The sequence below is a fragment of the Rhodobacter maritimus genome, assembly GCF_058747975.1.
Window position 1 is genome coordinate 850710 of the sequence record NZ_CM179095.1, and the last position, 23417, is coordinate 874126.

Consider the following 23417-nt stretch of genomic DNA (forward strand, 5'->3'; position numbering starts at 1 on the left):
ATTTCATCATGAGTTTCGTCAAGACGCTTGCCACGCTGGCCGTTGGCTTTGCCGCTGCGCGCGGCGTGGACAAGTTCCGCAAGGGCGGCGGCATGGAGGGCATGAAGGACGCCCTGCGCAATGCCGGCAAGGCCGGGGGCGTGGCCGACCAGATGGGCGATTTCGCCGAGAAGATGGGCGTGCCGGGCGGCAAGGATGCGGTGCGCGACATGTTCACCCGTTTCGGCACCCAGGCCGCAAGCGCCACCGAGGCGACCGAGGCGGGCCTTGGCAGCCTGATGGATGCGATGACCGGGGCCGCCACGGCGGGCGCCAAGGGGCTTGGCGACATGATGAGCGCCGTCACCGGCGCGATGCCCGGCAATGCGATGCTTGAGGAAAACGCGAAGCTGATGATCCGTGCGATGATCCAGGCCGCCAAGGCCGATGGCGAGATCGACGCGACCGAACGGGCCAAGATCATGGATCACCTCTCGGATGCCTCGGACGAGGAGATCGCCTTCGTCGCGGCCGAGCTGGATGCCCCGATCGACATCGACGGGCTGGCGCGCGCGGCCGGCGACAGCGCCAAGGCGCAGGTCTATTCCGCCGCGCTGATGGCGATCAGCGTCGATACCGACATGGAGCGGCAATACCTTGCCAATCTTGCCGCCGCCCTCGGGCTGGAGGCCGGGAAGGTGCTCGAGATCCACCGCGCGATGGGCAAGCCCGAGGTTTGAGCCGGGGCCCATTTTTCTGCGCGCGGCACGGGTTTCCCGGTTGACTCTGGGCGGGGCCTCGCTAAAAGGCGGGCTTCAAGGATTTCGCGGGCGGCTTTCCGCCCGACTCTAGGAGACGTAAGATGGCGAAGCCGACGACGATCAAGATCCGTCTGAACTCGACGGCGGGCACCGGGCACTTCTATGTGACCAAGAAGAACGCCCGCACCATGACGGAAAAGATGACCGTGAACAAATACGATCCGGTCGTGCGCAAGCATGTCGAATACAAGGAAGGCAAGATCAAGTAAGATCTGCCGACCGATCCGGTTGAACAAGGCCGCGCCCCCGGGTGCGGCCTTTGTCGTTTTCACGGGCGGCAAAAGAATCTGACTGAAAAAATCGGGTTTACATTTCCGACTTTTTGACTAGGTTTTGGCGAAATGCCGCTGGTCAAAGGAATCCCCCTCGTATGAAACCCGTCCTGTTCGCCTTGTCCGCCACGACCGCACTTGCGGCTTTCCCCGTTTACGCGCTGGAGAAGGCCGATGTTCTTGCGCACTACGCGGATATCGCGGCCGCCGGATATGCCGACAGCCTGGCGACCGCGCAGGCGTTGCAGGCTGCGGTCAGTGCTTTCATCACCGCCCCGTCCGAGGAAAGCCAGGCGGTGGCCAAGGCGGCCTGGGTGGCAGCGCGCGTGCCCTATCAGCAGACCGAGGCGTTCCGCTTCGGCAATGCCATCGTGGACGACTGGGAAGGCCGCGTGAACGCCTGGCCGCTTGACGAGGGGCTGATCGACTATGTCGACATGGACTCGGCCGCGGTGAACGAAGAGAACGAGCTTGCGCTGCTCAACATCGTTGCCAACAGCACCGTGACGATCGGCGGCGAGGCGATCGACGCGACCGAGATCACCCCCGAACTTCTGGGCGAGGTGCTGCATGAGGCCGAGGGGATCGAGGCGAATGTCGCCACCGGCTATCACGCGATCGAATTCCTGCTCTGGGGGCAGGATCTGAACGGCACCAAGGCCGGGGCAGGCGCGCGCCCCTTCACCGATTTCGTTGTGGGCGAGGGCTGCACCGGCGGCAACTGCGACCGCCGCGCCGCCTATCTGAAGGCCGCGACCGACCTTCTGGTGGCGGATCTTGAAGAGATGGCCGCGAACTGGGCCGCCGACGGCGCCGCGCGCACGGGCCTTCTGGACGATCCCGATGCGGGCATTTCGGCCATCCTGACCGGGCTCGGCTCGTTGTCCTATGGCGAGCTGGCGGGCGAGCGGATGAAGCTGGGCCTGATGCTGCACGACCCCGAGGAAGAGCATGACTGCTTCTCGGACATGACGCATCTGAGCCATTATTACGACGGTCTGGGCATCCGCAACGTCTATACCGGCAGCTATACCCGCGTGGACGGAAGCGTGGTTTCGGGGGCGTCGATCTCGGATCTGGTGAAGGCGGCCGATCCGGCGGTGGACACGCAGCTGCGTGCCGAGCTGGACGCCTCGGTCGCGGCCTTGGGCCGGCTGAAAGAGACCGCCGAGGCGGGCATGGCCTATGACCAGATGCTGGGCATGGGCAACGAAGAGGGCGCCGCGCTGATCAACGCCTCTGTCGAGGCGCTGGTGACGCAGACCCGCTCGATCCAGCGCGCGGTTGCCGCCCTTGGCGCCCAGATCGAGGTCGAGGGCTCGGACAGCCTCGACAATCCCACGGCGGTTTTCCAGTAGGAGAGTGCGATGATCGTCTGCCAGTGCATGCATATTTCCGACCGCGATATCAATGCCGCGATCGAATGGATGCGCGCCGCCGACCCGGCGACGATCATCACGCCGGGCAAGATCTATCACGCCCTTGGAAAGCGGGCGGATTGCGGCGGATGCATGCCGCTGTTCCTTGACACAATGCGCCGAAACGGCAGTCTTGAAGTGCCACTGGAGCTTCGCGGCATGCGCCGCAAGCGGGTAGCGAACAGAAAGGAAAGATCATGAAGGGCGACAAGAAGGTCATTGATTACCTCAATGCGGCGCTGCGCTCGGAACTGACGGCGGTCAGCCAGTATTGGCTGCATTATCGCCTTCAGGAGGATTGGGGCTATGGGCGCATCGCCGCCAAATCCCGCGCCGAAAGCATCGAAGAGATGAACCATGCCGACCGGCTGATCGAGCGTATCCTGTTCCTGGAAGGGCATCCGAACCTGCAAAAGCTTGATCCGTTGCGCATCGGGCAGGATCTGCGCGAAACGCTTGAATGCGACCTGGCGGGCGAGCATGACGCGCGCACGCTTTACATCGAGGCGCGCCAGCATTGCGACAAGGTGGGCGATTACGTCAGCCGTGCCCTGTTCGACGATCTGATCCAGGACGAAGAGGGGCATATCGACTTCCTCGAAACGCAGATCGACCTGCACGACAAGATCGGTGCGGAACGCTATGGCCTGTTGAACGCCAAGCCCGCGGACGAGGCCGAATAGCGCGCAACCTTCCCGCCCGCGCTGTCCGGGCAAAGATCAAGGACCCGGCGGCCCGCACAGGGCCGGATAGTTCATGGCATCCTTCGACAACATGCTCTCGGCCGCGCGGGCGATGCTTCTGGTCGCCGGCGCCGGATTGATCGCGGGGGCGGGTGCGGGGCCGCTGGCCGAGCCGCATCTGCGCCCCGTACCCCGCACCGGGGCCGAGGCCGCGCGGATCGCCGCCGCGATCGGCGCGCCTGCGGGGTTCGATGCGGCCGAAGCTTACGAGGCCCTGCCCGCGGGCGCGGCCACGCTGCGCGGCGGGGCGGATTTCGCCTCTCCCGCGCCGGGGATCGCGGATGCGCGGCGGATGGAGTTCGAGCTGGGCAAGGCGCTGTTCGAAAAGCTCTGGGTCGCCGCGCCCTCGGCCACGCGGGCCTCGGACGGGCTGGGGCCGCTTTTCAATGCGCGCTCTTGTGCGGGGTGCCATCCGGGCAATGCGCGCATGCCGATTCCTGAGGCGGGGGCGGAGAATACCGGCCTCGTGCTCAAGCTGTCGCGCAGCGCGCCCGCGGTTGACGCGCCTGCGATTGCCGGCTGGCACCCCACGATGCCCGATCCCGCACTTGGCCGGCAGGTGCAGGACCGCAGCCTGCCCGGCCTGCCCATCGAGGGGCGTCTGCGCGTGGCCCATGACGAAATCGCGGTGCCGCTTTCGGGGGGCGAGACGGCCATGCTGCGCGCGCCCCGCTACGGGCTGGAACGTGCGGGGGACGGGGCCGGGCAGGGCGACGATCCGGGGCTGATGCAATCGGTGCGGCAGGCGCCGCAGCTGATCGGGCTGGGACTGCTGGAGGCGATCCCCGCGGCCGATCTGCTGGCCGCCGCCGATCCCGAAGATGCGGATGGCGACGGCATCTCGGGCCGTGCCGCGGTGGTCTGGTCGGCCGCGCACGGGCAGGCGATGCTTGGCCGGTTCGGCTACAAGGCGGGGACGGCCACGCTGCGGGACATTGCCGCGATGGCCTTTGCGGACGATCTGGGCCTTTCCAGCCCGCTGCGCCCGGACCCCTGGGGCGATTGCACCCCGGCCCAAGCGGCCTGCCTTGCCCTGCCCTCGGGCGAGGATGCGGGCCTGCGCGACGGGCGCGAGGTGTCGGGCGAGGCGCTGGATCTTGTCGCCTTCTACACCGCCTCGCTTGCGGTGCCCGAACGGCGTGCGCCGGGCGATCCCGAGGTGCTTGCCGGCAAGCGCGCCTTCCATGCGGCGGGCTGCACCGCCTGCCACACGCCGCGCCATGTGACCCATCGCCTGCCCGACAGCCCCGAACGGTCGTTCCAGTTGATCTGGCCCTATAGCGACCTGTTGCTGCACGACATGGGGCCGGGCCTGGCCGACGGGCGGCCCGAAGGGCTTGCGACTGGCCGCGAATGGCGCACCGCGCCGCTGTGGGGCATAGGGCTGAATGACGCGATGCGCGCGGGCGGCGTGGGCTATCTGCATGACGGGCGCGCCCGGACCCTGCTGGAGGCGATCCTGTGGCATGGTGGCGAAGCCCGTCTGGCGCGTGATAAGGTGGCCGCGATGCCGCCCGAGACACGGGCCGCCCTGATCCGATTTCTGGAGAGTCTCTGATGCGTTCTGCACTTGTGGCCCTGTTCCTGCTGGGCGCCTTGCCCGCCGCCGCCGATACCGCCGAGGCGATCTCGGACCATGTCCTGCCGGGCTATGCCGAGTTCGCCCGCGCAAGCACGGATCTGGCCGGGGCGGCCGCGCAGGATTGCAGCGCCGCGCCGCTCAAAGAGCCGTGGAACCGTGCCTTCGATACCTGGATGGGCGTGGCCCATCTGCGGCTTGGCCCGGCCGAGGATGGCGGCCGCGCGCTTGCCATCGCCTTCTGGCCCGACCCCAAGGCGACCGGCGCGCGCCAGACGGCGGCGATGATCGCGGCGGCCGATCCCGCGCTTGCCACGCCAGAGGGGCTTGCCGGGGCATCGGTTGCCGCGCGCGGCTTTTACGCGCTGGAGCGGCTGCTTTGGGGCGCGCCCTACGGGCCGGGGGACTACAGTTGCGCGCTGGTGCGCGGGCTTGCGGGCGATCTGGCCGGGTTGGCGGAGGCTCTGGCGCAGGACTGGGGGCAGCCGGGATCGGGGGGCTATGCCGATCAGCTTCTCAGCCCCGGCGCCGAGGGCAACACCCGCTTTCTGACCCCCGATGAATCGCGTCAGGCGCTGTTCACGCAGCTGATCACCGGCCTTGAGTTCAACGCCGACCAGCGTCTGGGCCGCCCCCTTGGCAGCTTCGACAAGCCGCGCCCGGAACGCGCCGAGGCGATCGCCTCGGGCCGGTCGCTGCGCAATGTCACTCTGTCGGTGATCGCGCTCAGGGATCTGGCCCGCAGCCTTGCCGGAGAGCATCCGGCGACCGAGGCGGCCTTTGCGCGCGCCATCGCGCTTGCGCAGGATCTGGACGATCCGGTCTTTGCCGGCGTGGCCGAGCCCGCTTCGCGCCTGAAGGTCGAGATCCTGCAACAGGCGATCCGGGCCGCACAGGAGGCGGCCCTTGCCGAAGTGGGCGGCGCGCTTGGCGTCGGGGTCGGGTTCAATTCAGCGGACGGAGATTGACGGGATGCGGCGGCGGATGTTTCTGGCGGCCCTTGCGGCCTCGGGCGGGATGCCCCTTCTCAGCTGGGCCGATGCGGGCAGTCCGGCATTCCTTGCGGCCGCGAAAGAGCCGTCGGGCGGATATGCGCTGTTCGGGATCGGCCGTTCGGGCGCGGTGCTGTTCCGCCAGCCTTTGCCTGGGCGCGGCCATGCCGCCACCGCCCATCCGACCCGCCCCGAGGCCGTGGCCTTTGCCCGCCGGCCGGGCACCTTCGCGCTGGTTCTGGATTGCGTGACCGGGGCCAGCCTTGCCCGGCTGACGCCGCCCGAGGGGCGCCAGTTCAATGGCCACGGAGCCTATTCCGCCGATGGCGCGGTGCTTTACACCTCGGAGGTGGTGGCCGAAGGTTCCGAAGGGCGGATCGGGCTGTGGGATGCGGGGCGCAGCTATGCGCGGATCGGAGAGTTCGCCTCGAACGGGATCGGCCCGCATGAAATCCGCCGACTGCCGATGTCGGACATGCTGGTGGTGGCGAATGGCGGGATCCAGACCGACCCGCTGGACCGCACGCCGCTGAACCTTGACAGCATGCGCCCGAACCTGAGCTACCTGTCCCCGGAGGGCGTGGTGGAAGAGGTCGTGGAACTGCCCGATCTTGCGCAGAACTCGATCCGCCATCTGGCGCTGCGCAGCGACGGGCTGGTGGGGTTTGCGATGCAGTGGCAGGGCGATCTGGCCGAGCCCGTGCCGCTTCTGGGCCTGCACCGGCGGGGCGAAGACCCGACTCTCGCCTGGCCCGCGGATGCCGAGATGTTTGCGATGAAGGGCTATGCGGGCTCGATCGCCTTTGCGCCGGGCGGGCAGGAGGTGGCGATCACCTCGCCCCGTGGCGGGCGCGTGCAGGCCTTCAGCCCCGAGGGCGCACCGCTTTGGAGCGTGGCGCGTGGCGATGTCTGCGGCATCGGCCCGGCGGCGGGTGGGGACGGCTTCGTCATCACCGACGGGCAGGGCCTTGTGGCGGGGCTGGCGGGCGGGCGCATCGCGCCCCTTGCGCAGGCCGGGCTGGCCTGGGACAACCACCTGATCGCGCTGTGAAGATCGCGCCGTGAAGACGGCGGCGGGCCGCCGGGGCGCAGATTGCCCTGTTGCCTGCCCCTGCCTGCGGGGCTAGTCTGTGGCAAGCCCCCGTCACGGAGAAGATTCATGCGCCTTCCGGCCCTTGCCATCGCCCTTTCGCCGCTGCTTGCGGCCTGCATCCCGATGAAGGATGCGGTGTCGGTTCCAACCGCGGCCGAGGATTATTCCGACATGTGCGCGGTTTGCCATGGCCCCGCCGGCAAGGGCGACGGAGAGGTCGCGCGCGATCTGGGCCTGACGCCGCCCGACCTGACGCGGCTTGCGGCCGATAACGGGGGCGTCTTTCCCAAAGCGCGGGTGATGTCGCAGATCTATGGCTATACCCAGAAGGGCCCCACCGGCGAGATGCCCGCCTTCGGCGAGCTTCTGGAGGGCGAGACCGTGCTGGTCGATACCGGTGACGGCATTGCCACGCCCACGCCGCTGCGCCTTGTGCAACTGGCCGAATATATCGAGGCGCTCGGCCGTTAGTCAGGCCGCGCGCGCAGGCGCCGGATCAGACATCCAGCTCTTCCACGAACTGCGCGTTCTCCTGGATATACTGAAAGCGCAGTTCGGGCTTCTTGCCCATCAGCCGTTCCACCAGATCGCCGGTTTCGCCGGGGATGTCGTCATGGATCGTCACGCGGATCAGCTTGCGGGTCTCGGGGTTCATCGTCGTGTCCTTGAGATCCTTGGCGTCCATCTCGCCCAGACCCTTGAAGCGCTGCACGTCGATCTTGCCCTTGCCGCCCAGGCCCTTGGCCAGCCAGGCCTCTTTCTCGGCGTCGTCGGCCACATAAAGGCGGCGCGCGCCCTGCGTCAGCCGGTAAAGCGGCGGGCAGGCCAGATAGAGGTGCCCCTTGTCGATCAGCGGGCGCATCTGGGTGAAGAAGAAGGTCATCAGCAGGCTTGCGATATGCGCACCGTCGACATCGGCATCGGTCATGATGATGATCTTGTCGTAGCGCAGATCCTCGATGTTGAAGCGCGTGCCAAGCCCGACGCCAAGCGCCTGGGACAGATCGTTGATCTCCTGGTTCTGGCCCAGCTTGTTCGAGGCCGCGCCCAGAACGTTCAGGATCTTGCCGCGCAGGGGCAGCAGCGCCTGGTTCTTGCGGTCGCGCGCCATCTTGGCGCTGCCGCCGGCCGAGTCGCCCTCGACGATGAACAGCTCGGTTCCTTCACGGTTGGTCGCGCTGCAATCCACGAGCTTGCCCGGTAGGCGCAGCTTCTTGGTCGCCGATTTGCGCGCGGTTTCCTTTTCCTGCCGGCGGCGCAGCCGTTCTTCGGCGCGCAGCACGAGGAAATCGAGGATCGCGCCGGCCGATTTCGTATCCGAGGCCAGCCAGTTGTCGAAATGGTCGCGCACCGCGCCCTCGACCAGGCGCTGCGCCTCGACGGTGGCAAGGCGGTCCTTGGTCTGGCCCACGAATTCGGGCTCGCGGATGAAGCACGACACCAGCGCGCAGCCGCCCGCGATCAGATCCTCGCGGGTGATCTGTTCGGCCTTCTTGTTCCTGACCAGATCGCCATAGGCGCGCACGCCCTTGAGGATCGCGGCCCAGAAGCCCGCCTCATGGGTGCCGCCCTCGGGCGTGGGCACGGTGTTGCAATAGGACTGGATGAACCCGTCGCGCGACGGGGTCCAGTTGATCGCCCATTCGACCGAGCCGGGAACGCCGAACTTTTCCTGGAACTGGACCTTTCCGGCAAAGGGCCGGTCGGCATAGGTCGAGGCCTTGCCAAGGGTCTCGGTCAGATAGTCGGCCAGGCCGCCGGGAAAGTGGAACACCGCCTCGGCGGGTGTTTCGCCGTCGTCGATGGCGGTTTTCCAGCGGATCTCGACGCCCGAGAACAGGTAGGCCTTGGAGCGCACCATCTTCAGCAGCCGCGCGGGCTTGAAGCGGTGATGGCCGAAGATCTGCTCATCGGCATGGAAGGTGACGGTGGTGCCGCGCCGGTTCGGCGCCGCGCCCAGCTTTTCAACCGGGCCAAGCGGGATGCCCCGCGAAAAGCGCTGCTCGAACAGCTCCTTGTTGCGCGCGACCTGCACCACCATCGAATCCGACAGCGCGTTCACCACCGAGGCCCCAACCCCGTGCAAACCGCCCGAGGTCTGATAGGCATCGCCCGAGAACTTGCCCCCCGCATGCAGGGTGCACAGGATGACCTCCAGCGCCGATTTGCCGGGGAACTTGGGATGCGGGTCGATCGGGATGCCGCGCCCGTTGTCGCGGATGGTGATCGAATGATCCTCGGCCAGTTCGACCTCGATGCGGGTGGCGTGGCCTGCCACGGCCTCGTCCATCGAGTTGTCGAGAACCTCGGCCACAAGGTGATGCAGCGCGCGTTCATCCGTGCCGCCGATATACATGCCCGGCCGCTTGCGCACCGGCTCCAGCCCTTCGAGCACCTCGATGGAAGAGGCGTCGTAGGTCTCGGGCTGGGAGGACAGAAGGTCGTCGGCCATGCTGTTCGTCTTTCTGTAGTAGGACTGGCCCGAAGGGATACAGCATCTGCCGCCCAAGGGGCAAGGGCGGCTGGCCGGTGCGCTGCCGGCTCAGGCCGGTTCGGCCTCGCGCAGGGTCCACATCTTCTTGAAGGTGGCGCGGTTCTGGCACAGTTCCAGCCAGCTTTTCACCCGCGGGAAGCGCTGCATCAGCGCATCATGCGGCTGTGCGTAGCGCACGATTTCGGCCATGTCGATATCGGCCGCCGTGAAACGTCCGCCGACCATGTGGCTGTGCATCGACAGGTGCTTTTCCAGCGCGCCGAACGGGCGCAGCAGCTTGTCCGCAAGCGCCGCGACGGCGGCCTGCCCGGCCTTGGTTCCGGTTTCCTTGCGGGCATAGGCCATCATGATCTCAAGCGCGGGGGTTTCGATCCAGGTCGCCGCGAACAGCGCCCATTGCACCATCTGCGCATCCTCGCGCAGGTCCGCGGGGGCCAGCGGTCCGCCATGCTTGCGGGCGATGTAATGGTTGATCGCAAGCGATTCCGACAAGATGAGCCCGTCATCCTCCATGACCGGGATCGCGCCCGCGGGCGAAAGCTTCAGGAACTCGGGGCTGAGCGTGTTGAGCGGGGCGTCCGGCGCCTTCGGATCGGGCAGGCGATAGGCCTGGATGATCGGCTTGAGCACATATTTCGCCCCCAGCTCTTCCAGCAGCCAGATGTTGCGCGACGCGCGCGAACGATACATCCCGTAAAGTGTAAGCATGGCCTCTCCTGTTAGCTTTGCGGCAACTTTGCCTTGCGGCCCGGCAAATGGAAAGGGGCGCTTCAACCGGCCGGAAAGCAGTTTGAAAGATGCGCCTTTTTGACACGCATCAAGGCGGCAAAGCTGGAACCGTTGTAAAATGGTTGGGTAAATTGTTTGGAGGGAGCGCATGGAAGATCAGATCGGAAAGGAAGCGGTGCAGGCCAAGCCTGAGGCGCCGCAGGGCGTGGTGACTGCCGCCAAGACCGATGGAGCGCAGAAGCCTGCGGCAAAAGCCATCCGGCCGAAGGCGGCAGTTGCGAAAGCGGCGCCCGAGGCGGTGCCCGGACCGGTGGATGAGCCGGCCGGGGAGGCGTCGCAGGGGCCGAAGACCTTTCCTCGTGTCGATCCCAACCAGATCCGGCTTGCCTTCGAATCCGGCCGCTACCCTTACGCGCATCGCATGGGGCGCGCGGCATACGAGAAGGAAAAGGCCAGGCTTCAGGCCGAGCTTCTGAAGGTTCAGAAATGGGCGCTCGAGACCGGGCAGAAATTCGTGATCCTGTTCGAGGGCCGCGATGCGGCCGGCAAGGGCGGCACGATCAAGCGCTTCAACGAACATCTCAACCCGCGCTTCGCCCGCGTCGTGGCGCTGAACAAGCCCACCGACGAAGAACGCGGCCAGTGGTATTTCCAGCGCTATCTGGGCCATATGCCGACGCGTGGCGAAATGGTCTTCTACGACCGCAGCTGGTATAACCGCGCGGGGGTGGAGCGCGTGATGGGCTTTTGCACGCCCACCGAATACCTTGAGTTCATGCGTCAGGCCCCCGAGCTGGAGCGCATGCTGGTCCGTTCGGGGATCCGGCTTTACAAATACTGGTTCTCGGTCACGCGGGACGAGCAGCGCCGCCGCTTCAAATCGCGCGAGACCGATCCGCTCAAGCGCTGGAAGCTGTCGCCCATCGACCTGGCCTCCCTTGACAAGTGGGACGACTATACCGAGGCGAAAGAGGCGATGTTCTTCTATACCGACACCGCCGATGCGCCCTGGACCATCGTGAAATCCAACGACAAGAAGCGCGCGCGGCTGAACTGCATGCGGCATTTCCTGTCGACGCTGGATTATCCCGACAAGGACCTGTCGATCGCTACGCCCCCAGATCCGCTGATCGTGGGCAAGGCGAGCCATGTGGTGCATCAGGCCGACCATATTCTGGGCGCGTCGCTGCATCCCGATCAGCGCCGGGTGCGCGCCAGGGACGAGGCACCCGAAACCAAGGCCTGACGGGCCGCACGATTCAGGATTGATCCTTGCGCGACGGGGGCGGGCCGGTGACAGGCCCGCCCCAGGTCGCTTGGCGCTGGACGCGGATCACGCCGCTCTGTAGCGTCGGCGCCATGAGCAACCCCGCCCCCCTGAGCACGGGCGCGCATCTGCGTGCCACGCTGAGCCTTGGCCTGCCGCTTGTCGGCTCGCATCTGGCGCAGATGCTGCTGCATGTCACCGATACGGTGATGCTGGGCTGGTATGGCGTGACCGAGCTTGCCGCCGTGGTGCTGGGCGCCTCGGTCTTCTTTATCGTGTTCATCCTTGGCTCGGGTTTCGGGATCGGGGTCATGGGCATGGTGGCCAACGCCCTGGGCGCGGGCGACGATACGCAGGTGCGGCGCGACACGCGGATGGGGCTGTGGCTGTCGTTGCAGTTCGGCGTCCTCTGTATGCCGGTCATGTGGTGGTCGGGGCCGCTGCTGATTGCGGCCGGCCAGCAGGCCGATGTCGCGGCGCTCGCGCAGGATTACCTGCGCATCGCGGGATGGGGCATGGTGCCCGCGCTTCTGGTGATGGTGCTGAAAAGCTACCTTGCCGCCAATGAGCGCACGCAGGTCGTCCTGTGGGTCACGCTGGCGGCCGTCGTGGTGAATGCGGCGATCAACTGGGTGCTGATCTTCGGCAAGCTCGGCGCGCCCGAGATGGGCGTGCGCGGCGCGGCCATCGCCTCGCTCGGGGTGCAGTGGCTGACCTTCGGCTTCCTGGCGCTTTATGCCGCGTGGGAACCCTCGCTGCGCCGTTTCGCGCTGTTTCAGCGCTTCTGGCGGCCCGACTGGCCCGCCTATGCGCAAGTCTTCCGGCTGGGCTGGCCGATCGGCCTGACGGGGCTGGCCGAGGGTGGGCTGTTTCAGGCCTCGGCGCTGATGATGGGCTGGATCGGCACGCGGGAACTGGCCGCGCATGGCATCGCGCTTGAGATCACGGCGCTGACCTTCATGGTGCATCTTGGCCTGTCCAACGCGGCCACGGTGCGCACGGGCCGCGCACTTGGCGCGCGCGATCCGCGGGGCCTGCGTGACGGGGCGCTGGTGGCGATCGGCGTTTCGGCGCTGTTCGGGGGCGCGATGGTGGTGCTTTTCCTGGCCGTGCCCGAGTTTCTGGTGGCGCTGTTTCTGGATGCCTCTGACCCCGAAAGCCCGCCGATCATCGCCTTCGGCGCAAGGCTTCTGGCGGTGGCGGCGCTGTTTCAGCTGTTCGATGCGATGCAGGTGATGGCGCTTGGCCTGCTGCGGGGGGTGCGCGACACGCGCGTGCCGATGTGGATTGCGGCCTTCAGCTACTGGTGCGTAGGGATCCCCGCAAGCTATCTGCTGGCCTTCCGCATGGATCTTGGCGGGGTCGGGCTGTGGCTGGGGCTGGTGGTGGGGCTGGTGCTGGCGGGCGGCCTTCTGATGGCGCGGTTCTGGCGCGGCGGCTGGACGCGCGCGCAGGTCCTGGCCTGAGCCCTAGGCCTCGTCCTCTGCGGGGGCCGCTTTCATCAGCCGGTCGGCCTTCTTGCGCACCAGGACCGAGCGCAGGTCGTGCATCGCCAGCAAAAGCGCATCCGTCACCTCGTCCAGTTGCGCGTCGCTGGCTTTCGATTGCACCCATTGCGTCGTCAGGTTGAGGTGATCCACCGCGCGGTGGATATCGTCCATGTCGCGCGCCGCCAGTTGGGCGATGCGGCGCGCGAGCCAGTCGCGGATCACGGCCAGGTCGGCCTCGGACAGCGTGCCATCGCCCTGCGGCTTGATCTCGCCGTTGCGGACATTGACGACGGCGATCTGGTCCATCTCGATGCGGCGCTGACGGTTTTCGGTATCGACCCGAAAGACCGCGGCGCCATTCTCGCGGATACGAAAGTAGTATTCCGGCAGATCGCCCGACATCTGGCCCCCTGGGTGCTATTTCAGGCCTTCGCAGAAGGTCTTGATACGCGCGCAGGCCTCTTTCAGCGCGGCGTCCGAGGTAGCGTAGCTGATCCGGAAATTGGGCGAAAGACCGAAGGCCGCGCCGAAGACCACCGCCACGCCGGTCTCGTCCAGCAGGGCCGAGGCGAAGGCTTCGTCATCGGTGATCTTCCTGCCGCCGGCCGAGGTCTTGCCGATCAGCGCACGGATCGAGGGATAGACATAGAACGCGCCTTCCGGGGTGGGGCATTCGATGCCGGGGCAATCGTTCAGCGCCGCGACCACCAGATCGCGTCGCCGTGCAAAGGCCACGCGGCTTTCGGCGATATAGTCCTGCGGGCCGTTCAGCGCCTCGACCGCGGCGGCCTGGCTGACCGAGCAGGGGTTCGAGGTGGATTGCGACTGCACCTTGCCCATCGCCTTGATCAGCTCTTTCGGGCCGCCGGCGTAACCGATCCGCCAGCCCGTCATCGCATAGGCCTTGGAGACGCCGTTGCAGGTCAGCGTGCGGTCGTAAAGCGCGGGTTCCACCTCGGCAGGGGTGACGAATTCGAAATCGTCGAAGACGAGGTGTTCATACATGTCGTCCGACATCACCCAGACATGGGGGTGACGCAGCAGCACATCGGTCAGCTCTTTCAGCTCGGCCCGGCTGTAGCCCGCGCCCGACGGGTTCGAGGGCGAGTTGAAGATGAACCATTTGGTCTTCGGCGTGATCGCGGCCTCAAGCTGCTCGCCGGTGATCTTGTAGCCGGTCTGCATCGGCCCCTCGACGAAGACGGGCGTGCCGCCGGCCAGCAGCACCATGTCGGGATAGCTGACCCAGTAGGGCGCGGGGATGATCACCTCGTCGCCGGGGTTCAGCGTGGCCACCAGCGCGTTGTAAAGCACCTGCTTGCCGCCCGAGCTGACCGTGATCTGGTCGGGCGCATAGCTCAGCCCGTTTTCGCGGGCGAACTTCGCGCAGATCGCCTTCTTCAGTTCGGGGGTTCCGTCGACGGCGGTGTATTTCGTCCGGCCCGCCTCGATCGCGTCGATGGCGGCGCGCTTGATATTGTCGGGGGTGTCGAAATCGGGCTCGCCCGCGCCAAGGCCGATCACGTCGCGCCCGGCCTCCTTCAGCTCGCGTGCCTTGTTGGTTACGGCGATGGTCGGCGAGGGTTTTACGCGCGCCAGCGTGTCAGAGAGAAAGGCCATGGCGAAGCTCCGGTTTGTATCTGCCGGAGGCATGTCTTAGGCTCTGCCCCGACATCGTTCAAGCACGAAGAGGAGAATTCGCCATGAGTGCAGACAAGGGAACGGACTGGTATGGCCCCGAAACCGCAACCTTCGGGGACCGTCTGGCGGACGCGCGCGAGGCTGCGGGGCTGAGCCAGGCGGATCTTGCCGCTAAACTGGGCGTGCGCCTTGAAACCCTGGAAAGCTGGGAGGACGACGCCTCGGACCCCCGTGCCAACCGGCTGTCGAAGCTGGCGGGGCTTCTGGGCGTGTCGATGATGTGGCTTCTGACCGGAGAGGGAGAGGGGCTGGAAGGCCCGCCCGAGGCCGGGTCCGATCCGGGAAGCGAACGCGAAACCGTGCGCGAGATCCGTGCGATCCGCGCCGTTCTCGAAGAGCTTGACGCCCGCCTCGGGCGGCTTGAGCGGCGCCTTGTGACGGGGGACGCATGATGGCCGAGACGGCGCAGGAACGACTGAAGCGGATGGCGATGCGCAGCTGGCGCCGCGGCACCAAGGAGATGGACCTGATCCTCGGCCCCTATGCCGAGGCGAACCTGGCAGGGATGGCGCCGGCGCGGCTGGACCTGTTCGACGCGCTTCTGACCGAGAACGACCAGGACCTTTATCCCTGGATCACCGGCGCGGCCCCGTGCCCCGCGCAGTACCGCGACCTGCTGGATGAGATCGGCGCCTTCGCCCGCACCCGCCACGGCGCGGCCTGAGGCCTGTCAGGTCGTGATTTGATCGGCATTTGATCCCTATTTGTTTCGTTTAACGAAAAGTTTGGTCTTTTCCGTCAGGGTCGCCTTCGGGCAGCGACGCTGACGGAGAAGACGATGACCTTGCAACGAAACGTGGATGGGGCCCCGGGGCCGGGGCTGATGGCCACCTATCTTGAAACCCTCGCTCTGGTAGAGCGGCTGCACCGCCTGCTTCTTGATGTCATCAAGGATGAGTTCGAGCGGCTTGGCATCCTTGAGATCAACTCGGTGCAGGCGCTTTTGCTGTTCAATATCGGCGACAACGAGGTCACCGCCGGAGAGCTGCGCTCGCGCGGGTATTACCAGGGGTCGAACGTGTCCTACAATCTCAAGAAGCTGGTCGAGACGGGCTACATGCACCACCAGCGCTGCGAGATCGACCGCCGTTCGGTCCGTGTCCGGCTGACCGCGAAGGGCAGGGCGCTGCGTGACGCGGTGGGCACATTGTTCGAACGCCACGCCACGGGCCTCGACGACCAAGGGGTGATCGGCCAGGCCGGCATGGAAGAGGTGAACCAGGTGCTGCGCCGGATGGAACGGTATTGGGGCGACCAGATCCGCTATATCTATTAGGCGCCCCGTGCCGCCCGCCTACCAGTGGCCGGTATTGCCCATGCTGGCCCAGGGTTCGGCCGGGGGCAGCGCCTCGCCCATCTGCAACAGCTCGACCGAGATATTGTCGGGGCTGCGCACGAAGGCCATGTGCCCGTCGCGCGGGGGGCGGTTGATCGTCACGCCGTTATTCATCAGATGCTCGCACATGTCGTAGATATTCTCGACGGCATAGGCGAGATGCCCGAAATGGCGGCTGTCCGAGGGCAGGCCGGTATCGCCGTCCCAGTTCCATGTCAGCTCCACCGGGCAGTCCGGCTGGCCGGGCGGCGCCATGAAGATCAGCGAAAAGCGCGCCGCCTCATTGTCGATGCGGCGTGTCTCTTCCAGACCGAGCAGCCGGAAGAAGGCCATGGATTTCTCAAGGTCCAGAACGCGGACCATCGTGTGCAGGTATGTCACTTTCATCGCAATCTCCCTTGTAATCGGTGCCGGCGCGGGGCCGCGCCGGGCGGGCAGGCGGCCCGGCCTAGAAGGCCGAGCGCAGGCCGATGCTGACGCCAATATCGCGCGTTTCGAACAGGGCGACGTTCGAGTTGGTGCGCGTGGCGTTCAGGGAAACCTCGGGTGCAAAGCCCATATAGTCAAGATCCTGCAACAGGGCCGAGACGCCGATGCCCAGCTTCAGATCCTCGCGCCCCGACGGATCGTAGGGAGAGGCGTCGTAATCGCGGGCCTCGGCACTGGCATGCAGTCCGAGCCGCGCCCCGCCCACCGGCCGGGCAAGCGCGTAATCCGCGCTGAGGCCAAGCGCGGTGTGGTCGATCGAGCTTGAGGCAGAGCGCACGCGCGCGGCCTTTACCCCGAAGGCCAGCCCGCCCCCCGCGACCGCGCGGCCATAGCGCGCCTGAACCGTCTGCACGGTGGCCGAGCGGTCCGCGCGATCCTGCCGCCATTGCCGTTCGAGCCCCGCCGACACGCGCGCGCTTTGCTTGCCCTCAAGCGCCAGATCCTTGCCCAGGTCGACGCGGGCATAGTTCGACAGCGCCGCGCCGCCATAGCTGTTATGGCCAAGCGTCAGCCGCACGTCCCATGGCGCCTTCCAGTCCGCGGGCCGCGCCTCGTGTGATACGAAAACCTCGGCGGCGGCGAAGGCATAGTCGTCCGCATCCGCCATGGGCGCCTGCCGCCTGGCCTCGGAGGAAAGCCAGTAGCGCTGCGAGCTGAGATTGGCGCCGATCCGGGTCTGATGCGTCTTGTCGGACGAAATCCGGTAATCGACGCCGAAAGACAGCCGCGCCTCGGTACCCGACAAGGCCTGGGCATCGCCCGACAAGGTGAAAGGAATGCCGTAAAGCCAAAGTGTCTCTGCCGACGATCCGCCGTTGATGTTCGACGAGGGCGCGATCCCGAAGCCGAAGGACAGCCGCAGCGGATTGCGCGCACGCACATAGCGGAAATCGCGCATGGCCTTGGCATGTGCGCGTTCGTCCGGTGCTTCCTGAATGGCGCGGCGCAGCCAGAACTGCGAGGTCGTGCGCCGCCCGTCCGAGGCTTCGGCCTGTGCGCGGGCAAGGGCGGCCTCATGCCGTTCGGGTCCGGTCCGAGCCTGCCCCCAAGCCGCTTTCGCAAGGGCGCGGGCTTCGTCGAACCGTCCCAGATCGCGCAGCGCCTGCGATTTCAGCACCAGTGCCCCGGTATCCTCGGGGTTTCGCCGCAACAGTGCATCGGCGATCTGGGCCGCCACATCGGGGCGGCGCGCGTCGATCGCCATCTGCCCGGTGCGCAGAAGCTGTTCGGGCGTCAGGGCAAGTTCCCCGGCGGGCGCGGAATGCACCCCGCCGAGAAGACATAGCGCGCAAATGGCAAGAAAGCGCCGCATCGGCTCAGGGGCGGGTCAGGATGAAACCGCCGGTTTCGCGCACGACGACCCCTTCGTAACGGGCATCGGGCGCCTGCGCGACGATCACGCCGACGATCTCGTCCACGCCTTCGCCCGACAGCAGCGCATAGTATTTGCCGCTTTCAAGCCGCACGTCCGCACCATCGCCGTTGACCACGGTCGAGTATATGTCGCCTGCCATTTCGCCATTCCTGTCGACATGGCCGGGACCGACCTCGAACCTGAGGTTCGGGAGCACGGCGATCGCCGGGTTGTCGTATTCCGTCCGCAACCCGGCGAGGACCGAGTCGGTGATGTCGGTGCCGTCCACGTCATAGACCCGGCGGTTGAACACCGCCCCGTTGACCGCATCGCCATCGTTGAAGTCTTCGAAGTCGATGTCGATATACATGTCGCCCGAGGCATATTCGAGGCCGCCGCGGTTCTGGAAGTCGCGCAGCGCGCGATATTCGCCTTCGAAATGCGCCTGCCCGGTGGCCGGAAGCGGCAGGGTTACGCGGCCCTCGCGGCTGTAGATGAAGCCGCCGAAGCCGTAATCGACGTAAGAGCCGGTGCGCACGATGGCGAATTCGACCTCGCCGCTGTCCGAGGTGCCAAGAATCGCGCGATGCAGGAATTGCTCGATCGGCGCGCCGGTCACGTCATCCGCATAGGTCGAGGGGCCTTCGTAAACGCGGAAAGGGCCCGGATCGAAGGCGCCCAGGGTGGTGACGGGTATATAGGGGCTGTTGGCGCCGTCGAAGGCAAGGTTATCGACATAGAAGCGGTCAGTGCTTTCTTCGTAGCGGAAACTCTGGGCGAAACCGTTGCCGTTGGTTTCGTCCCGCGCCTCGTAGCGGGTGATGCCGCTGTTGGCCGAGGGGTTTTCCGTCCCGGGGGGAAGCTCGTCAGCGATCGGGGATGTGGAAGAGCCGTCATCATCAAGGGCACGTTCGACCACTGCCGGGCCATCGCAGGCCGCAAAGGCAAAAAGTGCCGCGAACGGCAGTGCATATCTCGACATTATTGTTTCTTTCGTTGAACCAGCCTCAGGGCGAATGCTGTCGAAAATGTCGAAAAAAGTCAATTATCTGTGGTTCCGGCGTGTTGCCGCGTCACGACCCGTGCCTGATCTGCGACACCTTGCATGGCCTGCCACATCATCTCGCGGTTTCGTGACGGCGATTGGGAAGATATAGTTGCGGCGATTCTTGGATTGGAGGACCCCATGCCGCTTACCCCCGAGCAGACCGCCGAAATCGAAGCCCAGAGGGCGGAGCGGAGCGAGACCCTTCGCTCCACCGCGCCGGGGATGGAGGCGCGCCTCTATACCGCGCATGAGGTGCTTGATCATGGGCTGGTCCGCGTGATCGACTATATGGGGGACGATGCCGCAATCTGTCAGGCCGCCCGCGTCAGCTATGGCCGCGGCACCAAGGCGGTCAGTGATGATCGCGGACTGATCCGTTATCTTATGCGGCACTGGCACTCGACCCCGTTCGAGATGTGCGAGGTCAAGTTCCACATCAAGCTGCCGGTCTTCGTGGCGCGCCAGTGGATCCGGCACCGCACGGCGAACGTGAACGAATACTCGGCCCGCTACTCGATCCTCGACCGCGAATTCTACATCCCCGCGCCCGACGCGCTTGCCGCGCAGTCCACGGTCAACAACCAGGGCCGAGGCGAGGTTCTGCAAGGCGCCGAGGCGCAGCGCGTGCTGGACATCCTGCGCGACGACGCGATGCGCGCCTATGACCATTACGAGGATATGCTGACCCCCGACGAAGGCGCGGGCAAGAAGGGGCTGGCGCGCGAGTTGGCGCGCATGAACCTGCCCGCCAACGTCTATACGCAATGGTATTGGAAGACCGACCTGCACAACCTCTTCCACTTCCTGCGCCTGCGCGCCGACCACCACGCGCAATACGAGATCCGCGTCTATGCCGAGACGATGTGCGAGATCGTCAAGGACTGGGTGCCCGCCGCCTACGAGGCCTTCGAGGATTATCGCCTGGGCGGCCAGACCCTGTCGGGCAAGGCGGTCGAGGTGCTCAAGCGCCGCCTGGCAGGCGAGACCGTGACGCAGGAGACGAGCGGCATGAGCAAAGGCGAATGGCGGGAGTTCGTGGGGGTTTGGGGGTGAAGAACCAAATAACCTTCTGCGTCTATATCGACGAGAGTGGCGATACCGGTCTTCAAAAGGTGCGGAGCGATAGCTCACCCTGCGCTAAACTCATCCAATGGTGATCCGCTTCCACGCCCCCCAAGGCCGTGACTACCCCACCGCCCTCGCGGAACTTCGGGCGGGGCGTAAGCTGACCCACTGGATCTGGTGGATCTTTCCGCAGCTTACCTCCCTCGGCCATAGTCCGCGCGCAGTGGAATACGGCCTCCGTGATCTGGACGAAGCGCGCGCCTATCTCGCCGATCCGGTTCTGCGCGCAAACCTGATCGCCGCGGCCGAGGCCGTGCTGACCCACCCCGAAACGCCCATCGAGGACATCATGGGCCCGGTCGACGCGCTCAAGCTGCGTTCATGCGCAACCCTGTTCAAGGCGGCCTCGGAGGGGTGTGAGCCGGTTTTCGCGCGCCTTCTCAATACCTTCTACGCGGGGGAACGCTGCCCGCTCACGCTTGCGGCGCTGCGCGGACACGGTCGATCCAGGCGCTGATCGCGGCCACCGCCTCGGGTTCGTCCAGAAAGGGGATATGCGCGCGGTCGGGCACCTCGGCGAAGATCATGTCGGGGCGGCGGGCGCGCATCTCGGCGGTGGGGCCGGGGCCCAGCAGGTCGGAATTCGCGCCCCGGATCAGGCAGAGCGGCAGGCCCGCACAGGCGTCGAACAGCGGCCACAGATCGACTGGCGGCCCCTGGAAGGCCGCAAGGAAAGCCTCGCGCAGGGCAGGGTCGTAGTTGATCCGCAGGCCCTGCGGGGTTTCGTCGTAATGGTGGCGCACCTCTTCCAGCCAGCGGGTGGCGGGCACATTGGCAAAGCCCGGCATCAGGCCGGGCAGGCGGGCGGCGAATTCCTCGGCCGTGCGGGCCGAGGGGCTGCGCCCGACATAGTCGAAGATCCGCTCCAGCCCCGCGCGCTCGATCACCGGGCCGACATCGTTCAGGCACAGGCCCGTCAGCCGGTCATGCGCGGTCGCGGCCAGATACATCCCGATCAGCCCCCCGCGCGAGGTGCCAAGGATCGCCGCGCGCTCCAGCCCCAGGTGATCGAGAAGCGCAAGCGCATCGGCGGCCTCTTGCGGGACGGTATAGCTCTCTGCGCCGGTCTGGGCCGAGGCCCCCCGGCCGCGATAATCGGGCCGGATCAGGCGGATGCCCGCGGGCAGGTGCGCCACGAGGTAGTCGAAATCCCGCCCCGTGCGGGTCAGCCCGGCAAGCGCCAGAATCGCCAGCCCCTCGCCCTCGTCCCGATAGGCCAGACGGGCGCCATCATCGGCGGTAAAATAGTGCAAATCCATGGCGTTACCCCTTTGTTTCGGCGCATCCTTGCACGGATTTCCGGCTTGGGAAACCCCGCCTCTGGCGATGTGCCCGCCTCGCGTCCATACTGGGCCGATCGCGGAGGGCGGAATGACCGAGACACTGGAAAAGCTTCAGCAGCGTCTGGCGCAGATCGAGGATCAGATCGAGGCCGAATTCGCGCGGCGGCGCGCAGAGCTGCGCTATCACCTGGACCGCCGCCGCGTGGTCTTCGAGGAAGGCGTGCGCGAGGCGCATCGCGCGGCCCGGGTGCGGCTGTGGCTGTTCCTGCGCCGGACCCGGCCGATGGTGGTGCTGACCGCGCCGGTGATCTACATGCTGATCGTGCCCTTCGCGCTGCTGGACCTGTGCGTGACGCTGTATCAGGCGATCTGCTTTCCGGTCTACGGCATCGCGCGCCTGCGCCGAAGGGATTACATCGCCATCGACCGCCAGCATCTGGCATATCTGAACGGGTTGCAGAAGCTCAACTGCATCTATTGCGGCTATTGCAACGGGGTGATCGGCTTCGTGCGCGCCGTGGCGGGCCGGACCGAGCAATACTGGTGCCCGATCAAACATGCCCGCCGGGTGCGCGGGACGCATGACAACTATGCCGGCTTTACCGATTACGGCGATGCCGAGGTCTTCGTGTCGCAACTGATGCCGCTGCGGCGCGCGCTTAAAGAAGATCCGGAATCGCCGTCAGATCGGCAAGCTGATGATGCGGGCGATGGGGCAGACGCTCCATCGGGGCCCCCGCGCGATTGACCCAGGCGACGCGGAAGCCCGCCCGCGCGGCCCCCGCCGCATCCCAGCCGTTGGACGAGACGAAAAGCACCTCGGCAGGGTCGAGGCCGAAACGCTCGGGGATCATGCTGTAGACCGCCGCGGCGGGCTTGTAGCGCCGCAGGTCGCTGACCGAGATCGTCGCATCCAGCATCCGGTCGATCCCGGCCGAGACGATCGCCGCGGTCAGCATCTCGGGCGAGCCGTTCGACAGGATCACGCGGCCCACCCCCATGTCGCGCAGCCGTTCTAGCATCGCGGGAACCTCCGGATAGGCCGGAAGCTCGCGGTAAAGGCGCATTAGGCGGGGGTGCAGGTCGGGGCCGGACAGGCCCGCGGCCTCAAGCGCCCAGTCCAGGGCGTCCGAGGTCAGCTGCCAGAAATCGGCATATTCGCCCATGATCTCGCGCAGCCAGCTGTATTCCAGCTGCTTGCGGCGCCAGTCCTCGGCCAGGCGCGGCCAGACGGCGGCAAGCGCGGGATCGTCCTCCGCCGCGATCCGCGCGGCCGCGTTCACGTCGAACAGGGTGCCATAGGCGTCGAACACGCAAAGCCTGAGTGTCATGCGATCCTCCCTCGGATGCGGGGCCGCGGCAGGGTATCACGGCGGGCCCGCGCGACCAGGCGCAAAGTGACGCGTCAGATATTGTCGGGCTGCGGCATGCCCAGGACGTGATAGCCGCTGTCGACCATCAGGATTTCGCCCGTGGTGCAGGCGCCCAGCTCCGAGCACAGATAGACCGCCGTGCCGCCGATCGCCTCAAGCGTCGCGTTGTGGCGCAGCGGCGCGTTCGCCTCGGTATGGCGGAAGGTCTTGCGCGCGCCGCCGATTGCCGCGCCGGCCAGCGTCTTCATCGGGCCGGGCGAGATCGCGTTGACGCGGATGCCGTCGGGGCCGAGGTCGTTGGCCAGGTAGCGCACCGCGCTTTCCAGCGCCGCCTTGGCCACGCCCATCACGTTGTAATAGGGCGTCACCCGGTTCGATCCGGCATAGGTCAGCGTGATCAGACTCCCGCCCTCGGGCATCAGTTCGGATGCGCGCCGCGCCACGTCGATGAAGCTGAAGCAGCTGATGGAAAGCGAGTTCTTGAAGTTCTCGCGCGAGGTGTTGATGAACCGGCCGGCAAGCTCGTTCTTGTCGGAATAGGCGATGGCATGGACCAGGAAATCCATGCTGCCCCATTCGGCCCTGATCTTGGCGAAGGCCGCGTCGAGGCTGGCATCGTCGTTCACATCGACATCCACCAGAAGGCTGGAGCCGACCGAGGCCGCCAGCGGCTCGACCCGCTTGCCGAAGGCCTCTCCCTGATAGGAGAAGGCAAGCTCGGCGCCCTCGGCGGCAAGTGCCGCGGCGATGCCCCATGCGATGGAGCGGTCATTGGCGACACCCATGACAAGCCCGCGCTTGCCCTTCATCAGATCGGCCATCTTTTGCCCC

Annotated in this window: 26 protein-coding genes and 1 pseudogene; 17 read left to right on the forward strand and 10 right to left on the reverse strand. The window is 66.4% G+C overall.

Going from position 1 to position 23417, the window contains the following annotated elements; translation table 11 throughout:
• Positions 1-8 precede the first annotated feature (8 nt).
• The 9 genes and pseudogenes from AC4PTO_RS04285 (at position 9) to AC4PTO_RS04325 (ending at position 7368) form a co-directional block, all read left to right on the forward strand.
• Positions 9-719 carry a tellurite resistance TerB family protein gene (locus AC4PTO_RS04285; protein WP_492732218.1) on the forward strand — a complete coding sequence of 237 codons (711 nt, stop codon included), beginning with the start codon at positions 9-11 and terminating at the stop codon, positions 717-719.
• A gap of 122 nt (positions 720-841) precedes the next feature.
• Entirely contained in the window at positions 842-1009 is a 168-nt protein-coding gene (gene rpmG / locus AC4PTO_RS04290) for a 50S ribosomal protein L33 (RefSeq protein WP_011750518.1), read from the forward strand.
• 161 nt (positions 1010-1170) lie between these two features.
• The gene (locus tag AC4PTO_RS04295; protein ID WP_492732224.1) at positions 1171-2430 is read left to right on the forward strand and encodes an imelysin family protein; all 1260 of its coding nucleotides are present in this window, start codon (positions 1171-1173) and stop codon (positions 2428-2430) included.
• Positions 2431-2439: 9 nt separating this feature from the next.
• Positions 2440-2713: pseudogene (locus AC4PTO_RS04300) on the forward strand ((2Fe-2S)-binding protein).
• On the forward strand, positions 2688-3173 hold the full coding sequence (gene bfr / locus AC4PTO_RS04305; protein WP_492732226.1) for a bacterioferritin: 486 nt from the start codon (positions 2688-2690) through the stop codon (positions 3171-3173). The pseudogene AC4PTO_RS04300 and the gene bfr overlap by 26 nt, the downstream one beginning before the upstream one ends.
• A 112-nt stretch (positions 3174-3285) precedes the next feature.
• Positions 3286-4791: a di-heme oxidoreductase family protein gene (locus AC4PTO_RS04310; protein ID WP_492733528.1), complete on the forward strand. Its 1506-nt coding sequence runs from the start codon at positions 3286-3288 to the stop codon at positions 4789-4791.
• Positions 4791-5780, forward strand: coding sequence for an imelysin family protein (locus AC4PTO_RS04315; protein WP_492732227.1), 990 nt, complete (start codon positions 4791-4793; stop codon positions 5778-5780). The genes AC4PTO_RS04310 and AC4PTO_RS04315 overlap by 1 nt, the downstream gene beginning before the upstream one ends.
• 4 nt (positions 5781-5784) lie before the next feature.
• Positions 5785-6855: a DUF1513 domain-containing protein gene (locus AC4PTO_RS04320; RefSeq protein ID WP_492732229.1), complete on the forward strand. Its 1071-nt coding sequence runs from the start codon at positions 5785-5787 to the stop codon at positions 6853-6855.
• A gap of 108 nt (positions 6856-6963) precedes the next feature.
• A complete protein-coding gene (locus AC4PTO_RS04325) occupies positions 6964-7368 on the forward strand; it encodes a c-type cytochrome (RefSeq protein WP_492732233.1) in 405 nt (134 codons plus the stop codon).
• Positions 7369-7393: 25 nt separating this feature from the next.
• Here AC4PTO_RS04325 and parE read toward each other — a convergent pair whose 3' ends face one another.
• Both parE and AC4PTO_RS04335 read right to left on the reverse strand, forming a co-directional pair.
• Positions 7394-9349, reverse strand: coding sequence for a DNA topoisomerase IV subunit B (gene parE, locus AC4PTO_RS04330; protein WP_492732236.1), 1956 nt, complete (start codon positions 9347-9349; stop codon positions 7394-7396).
• A 90-nt stretch (positions 9350-9439) separates the two neighbouring features.
• Complete coding sequence (locus AC4PTO_RS04335; protein WP_492732238.1) at positions 9440-10099, reverse strand: glutathione S-transferase family protein; 660 nt, start codon at positions 10097-10099, stop codon at positions 9440-9442.
• Between the two features lie 169 nt (positions 10100-10268).
• Between AC4PTO_RS04335 and ppk2 the strand changes: the two genes are divergently transcribed.
• Both ppk2 and AC4PTO_RS04345 read left to right on the forward strand, forming a co-directional pair.
• A complete protein-coding gene (ppk2, locus tag AC4PTO_RS04340) occupies positions 10269-11366 on the forward strand; it encodes a polyphosphate kinase 2 (RefSeq protein WP_492732240.1) in 1098 nt (365 codons plus the stop codon).
• A gap of 113 nt (positions 11367-11479) precedes the next feature.
• Complete coding sequence (locus AC4PTO_RS04345; RefSeq protein WP_492733530.1) at positions 11480-12853, forward strand: MATE family efflux transporter; 1374 nt, start codon at positions 11480-11482, stop codon at positions 12851-12853.
• A 3-nt stretch (positions 12854-12856) separates the two neighbouring features.
• Here the strand turns inward: AC4PTO_RS04345 and AC4PTO_RS04350 are convergent, their stop codons facing one another.
• Positions 12857-13279: a hypothetical protein gene (locus tag AC4PTO_RS04350; protein WP_492732242.1), complete on the reverse strand. Its 423-nt coding sequence runs from the start codon at positions 13277-13279 to the stop codon at positions 12857-12859.
• 15 nt (positions 13280-13294) lie between these two features.
• Positions 13295-14497: a pyridoxal phosphate-dependent aminotransferase gene (locus AC4PTO_RS04355; protein WP_492732244.1), complete on the reverse strand. Its 1203-nt coding sequence runs from the start codon at positions 14495-14497 to the stop codon at positions 13295-13297.
• Between the two features lie 83 nt (positions 14498-14580).
• Between AC4PTO_RS04355 and AC4PTO_RS04360 the strand changes: the two genes are divergently transcribed.
• From AC4PTO_RS04360 to AC4PTO_RS04370, 3 genes are all read left to right on the forward strand, one after another.
• Positions 14581-14970, forward strand: a complete 390-nt coding sequence (locus AC4PTO_RS04360; protein ID WP_492732246.1) for a helix-turn-helix domain-containing protein — start codon at positions 14581-14583, stop codon at positions 14968-14970.
• The gene (locus tag AC4PTO_RS04365) at positions 14970-15242 is read left to right on the forward strand and encodes an FAD assembly factor SdhE (protein WP_492733532.1); all 273 of its coding nucleotides are present in this window, start codon (positions 14970-14972) and stop codon (positions 15240-15242) included. Before AC4PTO_RS04360 ends, AC4PTO_RS04365 begins: the two co-directional genes overlap by 1 nt.
• 114 nt (positions 15243-15356) lie before the next feature.
• On the forward strand, positions 15357-15854 hold the full coding sequence (locus AC4PTO_RS04370; protein ID WP_492732248.1) for a MarR family winged helix-turn-helix transcriptional regulator: 498 nt from the start codon (positions 15357-15359) through the stop codon (positions 15852-15854).
• 18 nt (positions 15855-15872) lie between these two features.
• On the opposite strand, the gene AC4PTO_RS04375 is transcribed toward AC4PTO_RS04370, so the two are convergent.
• The 3 genes from AC4PTO_RS04375 to AC4PTO_RS04385 all read right to left on the reverse strand — a co-directional run bounded on the left by AC4PTO_RS04375 (position 15873) and on the right by AC4PTO_RS04385 (position 18739).
• Positions 15873-16301: a VOC family protein gene (locus tag AC4PTO_RS04375; RefSeq protein ID WP_492732250.1), complete on the reverse strand. Its 429-nt coding sequence runs from the start codon at positions 16299-16301 to the stop codon at positions 15873-15875.
• A gap of 61 nt (positions 16302-16362) precedes the next feature.
• Complete coding sequence (locus tag AC4PTO_RS04380) at positions 16363-17715, reverse strand: hypothetical protein (RefSeq protein ID WP_492732253.1); 1353 nt, start codon at positions 17713-17715, stop codon at positions 16363-16365.
• Between the two features lie 4 nt (positions 17716-17719).
• A complete protein-coding gene (locus AC4PTO_RS04385) occupies positions 17720-18739 on the reverse strand; it encodes a hypothetical protein (RefSeq protein WP_492732255.1) in 1020 nt (339 codons plus the stop codon).
• A 204-nt stretch (positions 18740-18943) separates the two neighbouring features.
• Here AC4PTO_RS04385 and thyX point away from each other — a divergent pair, with 204 nt between their 5' ends.
• Positions 18944-19858 carry an FAD-dependent thymidylate synthase gene (gene thyX / locus AC4PTO_RS04390; RefSeq protein ID WP_492732256.1) on the forward strand — a complete coding sequence of 305 codons (915 nt, stop codon included), beginning with the start codon at positions 18944-18946 and terminating at the stop codon, positions 19856-19858.
• Positions 19859-19955: 97 nt separating this feature from the next.
• A complete protein-coding gene (locus tag AC4PTO_RS04395) occupies positions 19956-20387 on the forward strand; it encodes a DUF1810 domain-containing protein (RefSeq protein ID WP_492732257.1) in 432 nt (143 codons plus the stop codon).
• Here AC4PTO_RS04395 and AC4PTO_RS04400 read toward each other — a convergent pair.
• Positions 20344-21189 (reverse strand): alpha/beta fold hydrolase, encoded by an 846-nt coding sequence (locus AC4PTO_RS04400; protein ID WP_492732261.1) that lies wholly within the window; start codon positions 21187-21189, stop codon positions 20344-20346. The two genes, AC4PTO_RS04395 and AC4PTO_RS04400, sit on opposite strands and share 44 nt — an antisense overlap.
• Before the next feature lie 112 nt (positions 21190-21301).
• On the opposite strand from AC4PTO_RS04400, the gene AC4PTO_RS04405 reads away from it, so the two are divergent.
• A complete protein-coding gene (locus AC4PTO_RS04405; protein WP_492732263.1) occupies positions 21302-21961 on the forward strand; it encodes a hypothetical protein in 660 nt (219 codons plus the stop codon).
• Here the strand turns inward: AC4PTO_RS04405 and AC4PTO_RS04410 are convergent.
• Both AC4PTO_RS04410 and AC4PTO_RS04415 read right to left on the reverse strand, forming a co-directional pair.
• Complete coding sequence (locus AC4PTO_RS04410) at positions 21873-22544, reverse strand: haloacid dehalogenase type II (RefSeq protein WP_492732265.1); 672 nt, start codon at positions 22542-22544, stop codon at positions 21873-21875. The genes AC4PTO_RS04405 and AC4PTO_RS04410 overlap by 89 nt on opposite strands.
• Before the next feature lie 74 nt (positions 22545-22618).
• On the reverse strand, positions 22619-23407 hold the full coding sequence (locus AC4PTO_RS04415) for an enoyl-ACP reductase FabI (protein ID WP_492732267.1): 789 nt from the start codon (positions 23405-23407) through the stop codon (positions 22619-22621).
• Positions 23408-23417 lie beyond the last annotated feature (10 nt).

What these genes read in the sequence shown, in the direction of transcription:
- AC4PTO_RS04285 (WP_492732218.1), top strand. Translation starts at nt 9, where the DNA reads ATGAGTTTCGTCAAGACGCTTGCCACGCTGGCCGTTGGCTTTGCCGCT.
- rpmG (WP_011750518.1), top strand. Translation starts at nt 842, where the DNA reads ATGGCGAAGCCGACGACGATCAAGATCCGTCTGAACTCGACGGCGGGC.
- AC4PTO_RS04295 (WP_492732224.1), top strand. Translation starts at nt 1,171, where the DNA reads ATGAAACCCGTCCTGTTCGCCTTGTCCGCCACGACCGCACTTGCGGCT.
- bfr (WP_492732226.1), top strand. Translation starts at nt 2,688, where the DNA reads ATGAAGGGCGACAAGAAGGTCATTGATTACCTCAATGCGGCGCTGCGC.
- AC4PTO_RS04310 (WP_492733528.1), top strand. Translation starts at nt 3,286, where the DNA reads ATGCTTCTGGTCGCCGGCGCCGGATTGATCGCGGGGGCGGGTGCGGGG.
- AC4PTO_RS04315 (WP_492732227.1), top strand. Translation starts at nt 4,791, where the DNA reads ATGCGTTCTGCACTTGTGGCCCTGTTCCTGCTGGGCGCCTTGCCCGCC.
- AC4PTO_RS04320 (WP_492732229.1), top strand. Translation starts at nt 5,785, where the DNA reads ATGCGGCGGCGGATGTTTCTGGCGGCCCTTGCGGCCTCGGGCGGGATG.
- AC4PTO_RS04325 (WP_492732233.1), top strand. Translation starts at nt 6,964, where the DNA reads ATGCGCCTTCCGGCCCTTGCCATCGCCCTTTCGCCGCTGCTTGCGGCC.
- parE (WP_492732236.1), bottom strand. Translation starts at nt 9,349, where the DNA reads ATGGCCGACGACCTTCTGTCCTCCCAGCCCGAGACCTACGACGCCTCT.
- AC4PTO_RS04335 (WP_492732238.1), bottom strand. Translation starts at nt 10,099, where the DNA reads ATGCTTACACTTTACGGGATGTATCGTTCGCGCGCGTCGCGCAACATC.
- ppk2 (WP_492732240.1), top strand. Translation starts at nt 10,269, where the DNA reads ATGGAAGATCAGATCGGAAAGGAAGCGGTGCAGGCCAAGCCTGAGGCG.
- AC4PTO_RS04345 (WP_492733530.1), top strand. Translation starts at nt 11,480, where the DNA reads ATGAGCAACCCCGCCCCCCTGAGCACGGGCGCGCATCTGCGTGCCACG.
- AC4PTO_RS04350 (WP_492732242.1), bottom strand. Translation starts at nt 13,279, where the DNA reads ATGTCGGGCGATCTGCCGGAATACTACTTTCGTATCCGCGAGAATGGC.
- AC4PTO_RS04355 (WP_492732244.1), bottom strand. Translation starts at nt 14,497, where the DNA reads ATGGCCTTTCTCTCTGACACGCTGGCGCGCGTAAAACCCTCGCCGACC.
- AC4PTO_RS04360 (WP_492732246.1), top strand. Translation starts at nt 14,581, where the DNA reads ATGAGTGCAGACAAGGGAACGGACTGGTATGGCCCCGAAACCGCAACC.
- AC4PTO_RS04365 (WP_492733532.1), top strand. Translation starts at nt 14,970, where the DNA reads ATGGCCGAGACGGCGCAGGAACGACTGAAGCGGATGGCGATGCGCAGC.
- AC4PTO_RS04370 (WP_492732248.1), top strand. Translation starts at nt 15,357, where the DNA reads ATGACCTTGCAACGAAACGTGGATGGGGCCCCGGGGCCGGGGCTGATG.
- AC4PTO_RS04375 (WP_492732250.1), bottom strand. Translation starts at nt 16,301, where the DNA reads ATGAAAGTGACATACCTGCACACGATGGTCCGCGTTCTGGACCTTGAG.
- AC4PTO_RS04380 (WP_492732253.1), bottom strand. Translation starts at nt 17,715, where the DNA reads ATGCGGCGCTTTCTTGCCATTTGCGCGCTATGTCTTCTCGGCGGGGTG.
- AC4PTO_RS04385 (WP_492732255.1), bottom strand. Translation starts at nt 18,739, where the DNA reads ATGTCGAGATATGCACTGCCGTTCGCGGCACTTTTTGCCTTTGCGGCC.
- thyX (WP_492732256.1), top strand. Translation starts at nt 18,944, where the DNA reads ATGCCGCTTACCCCCGAGCAGACCGCCGAAATCGAAGCCCAGAGGGCG.
- AC4PTO_RS04395 (WP_492732257.1), top strand. Translation starts at nt 19,956, where the DNA reads ATGGTGATCCGCTTCCACGCCCCCCAAGGCCGTGACTACCCCACCGCC.
- AC4PTO_RS04400 (WP_492732261.1), bottom strand. Translation starts at nt 21,189, where the DNA reads ATGGATTTGCACTATTTTACCGCCGATGATGGCGCCCGTCTGGCCTAT.
- AC4PTO_RS04405 (WP_492732263.1), top strand. Translation starts at nt 21,302, where the DNA reads ATGACCGAGACACTGGAAAAGCTTCAGCAGCGTCTGGCGCAGATCGAG.
- AC4PTO_RS04410 (WP_492732265.1), bottom strand. Translation starts at nt 22,544, where the DNA reads ATGACACTCAGGCTTTGCGTGTTCGACGCCTATGGCACCCTGTTCGAC.
- AC4PTO_RS04415 (WP_492732267.1), bottom strand. Translation starts at nt 23,407, where the DNA reads ATGGCCGATCTGATGAAGGGCAAGCGCGGGCTTGTCATGGGTGTCGCC.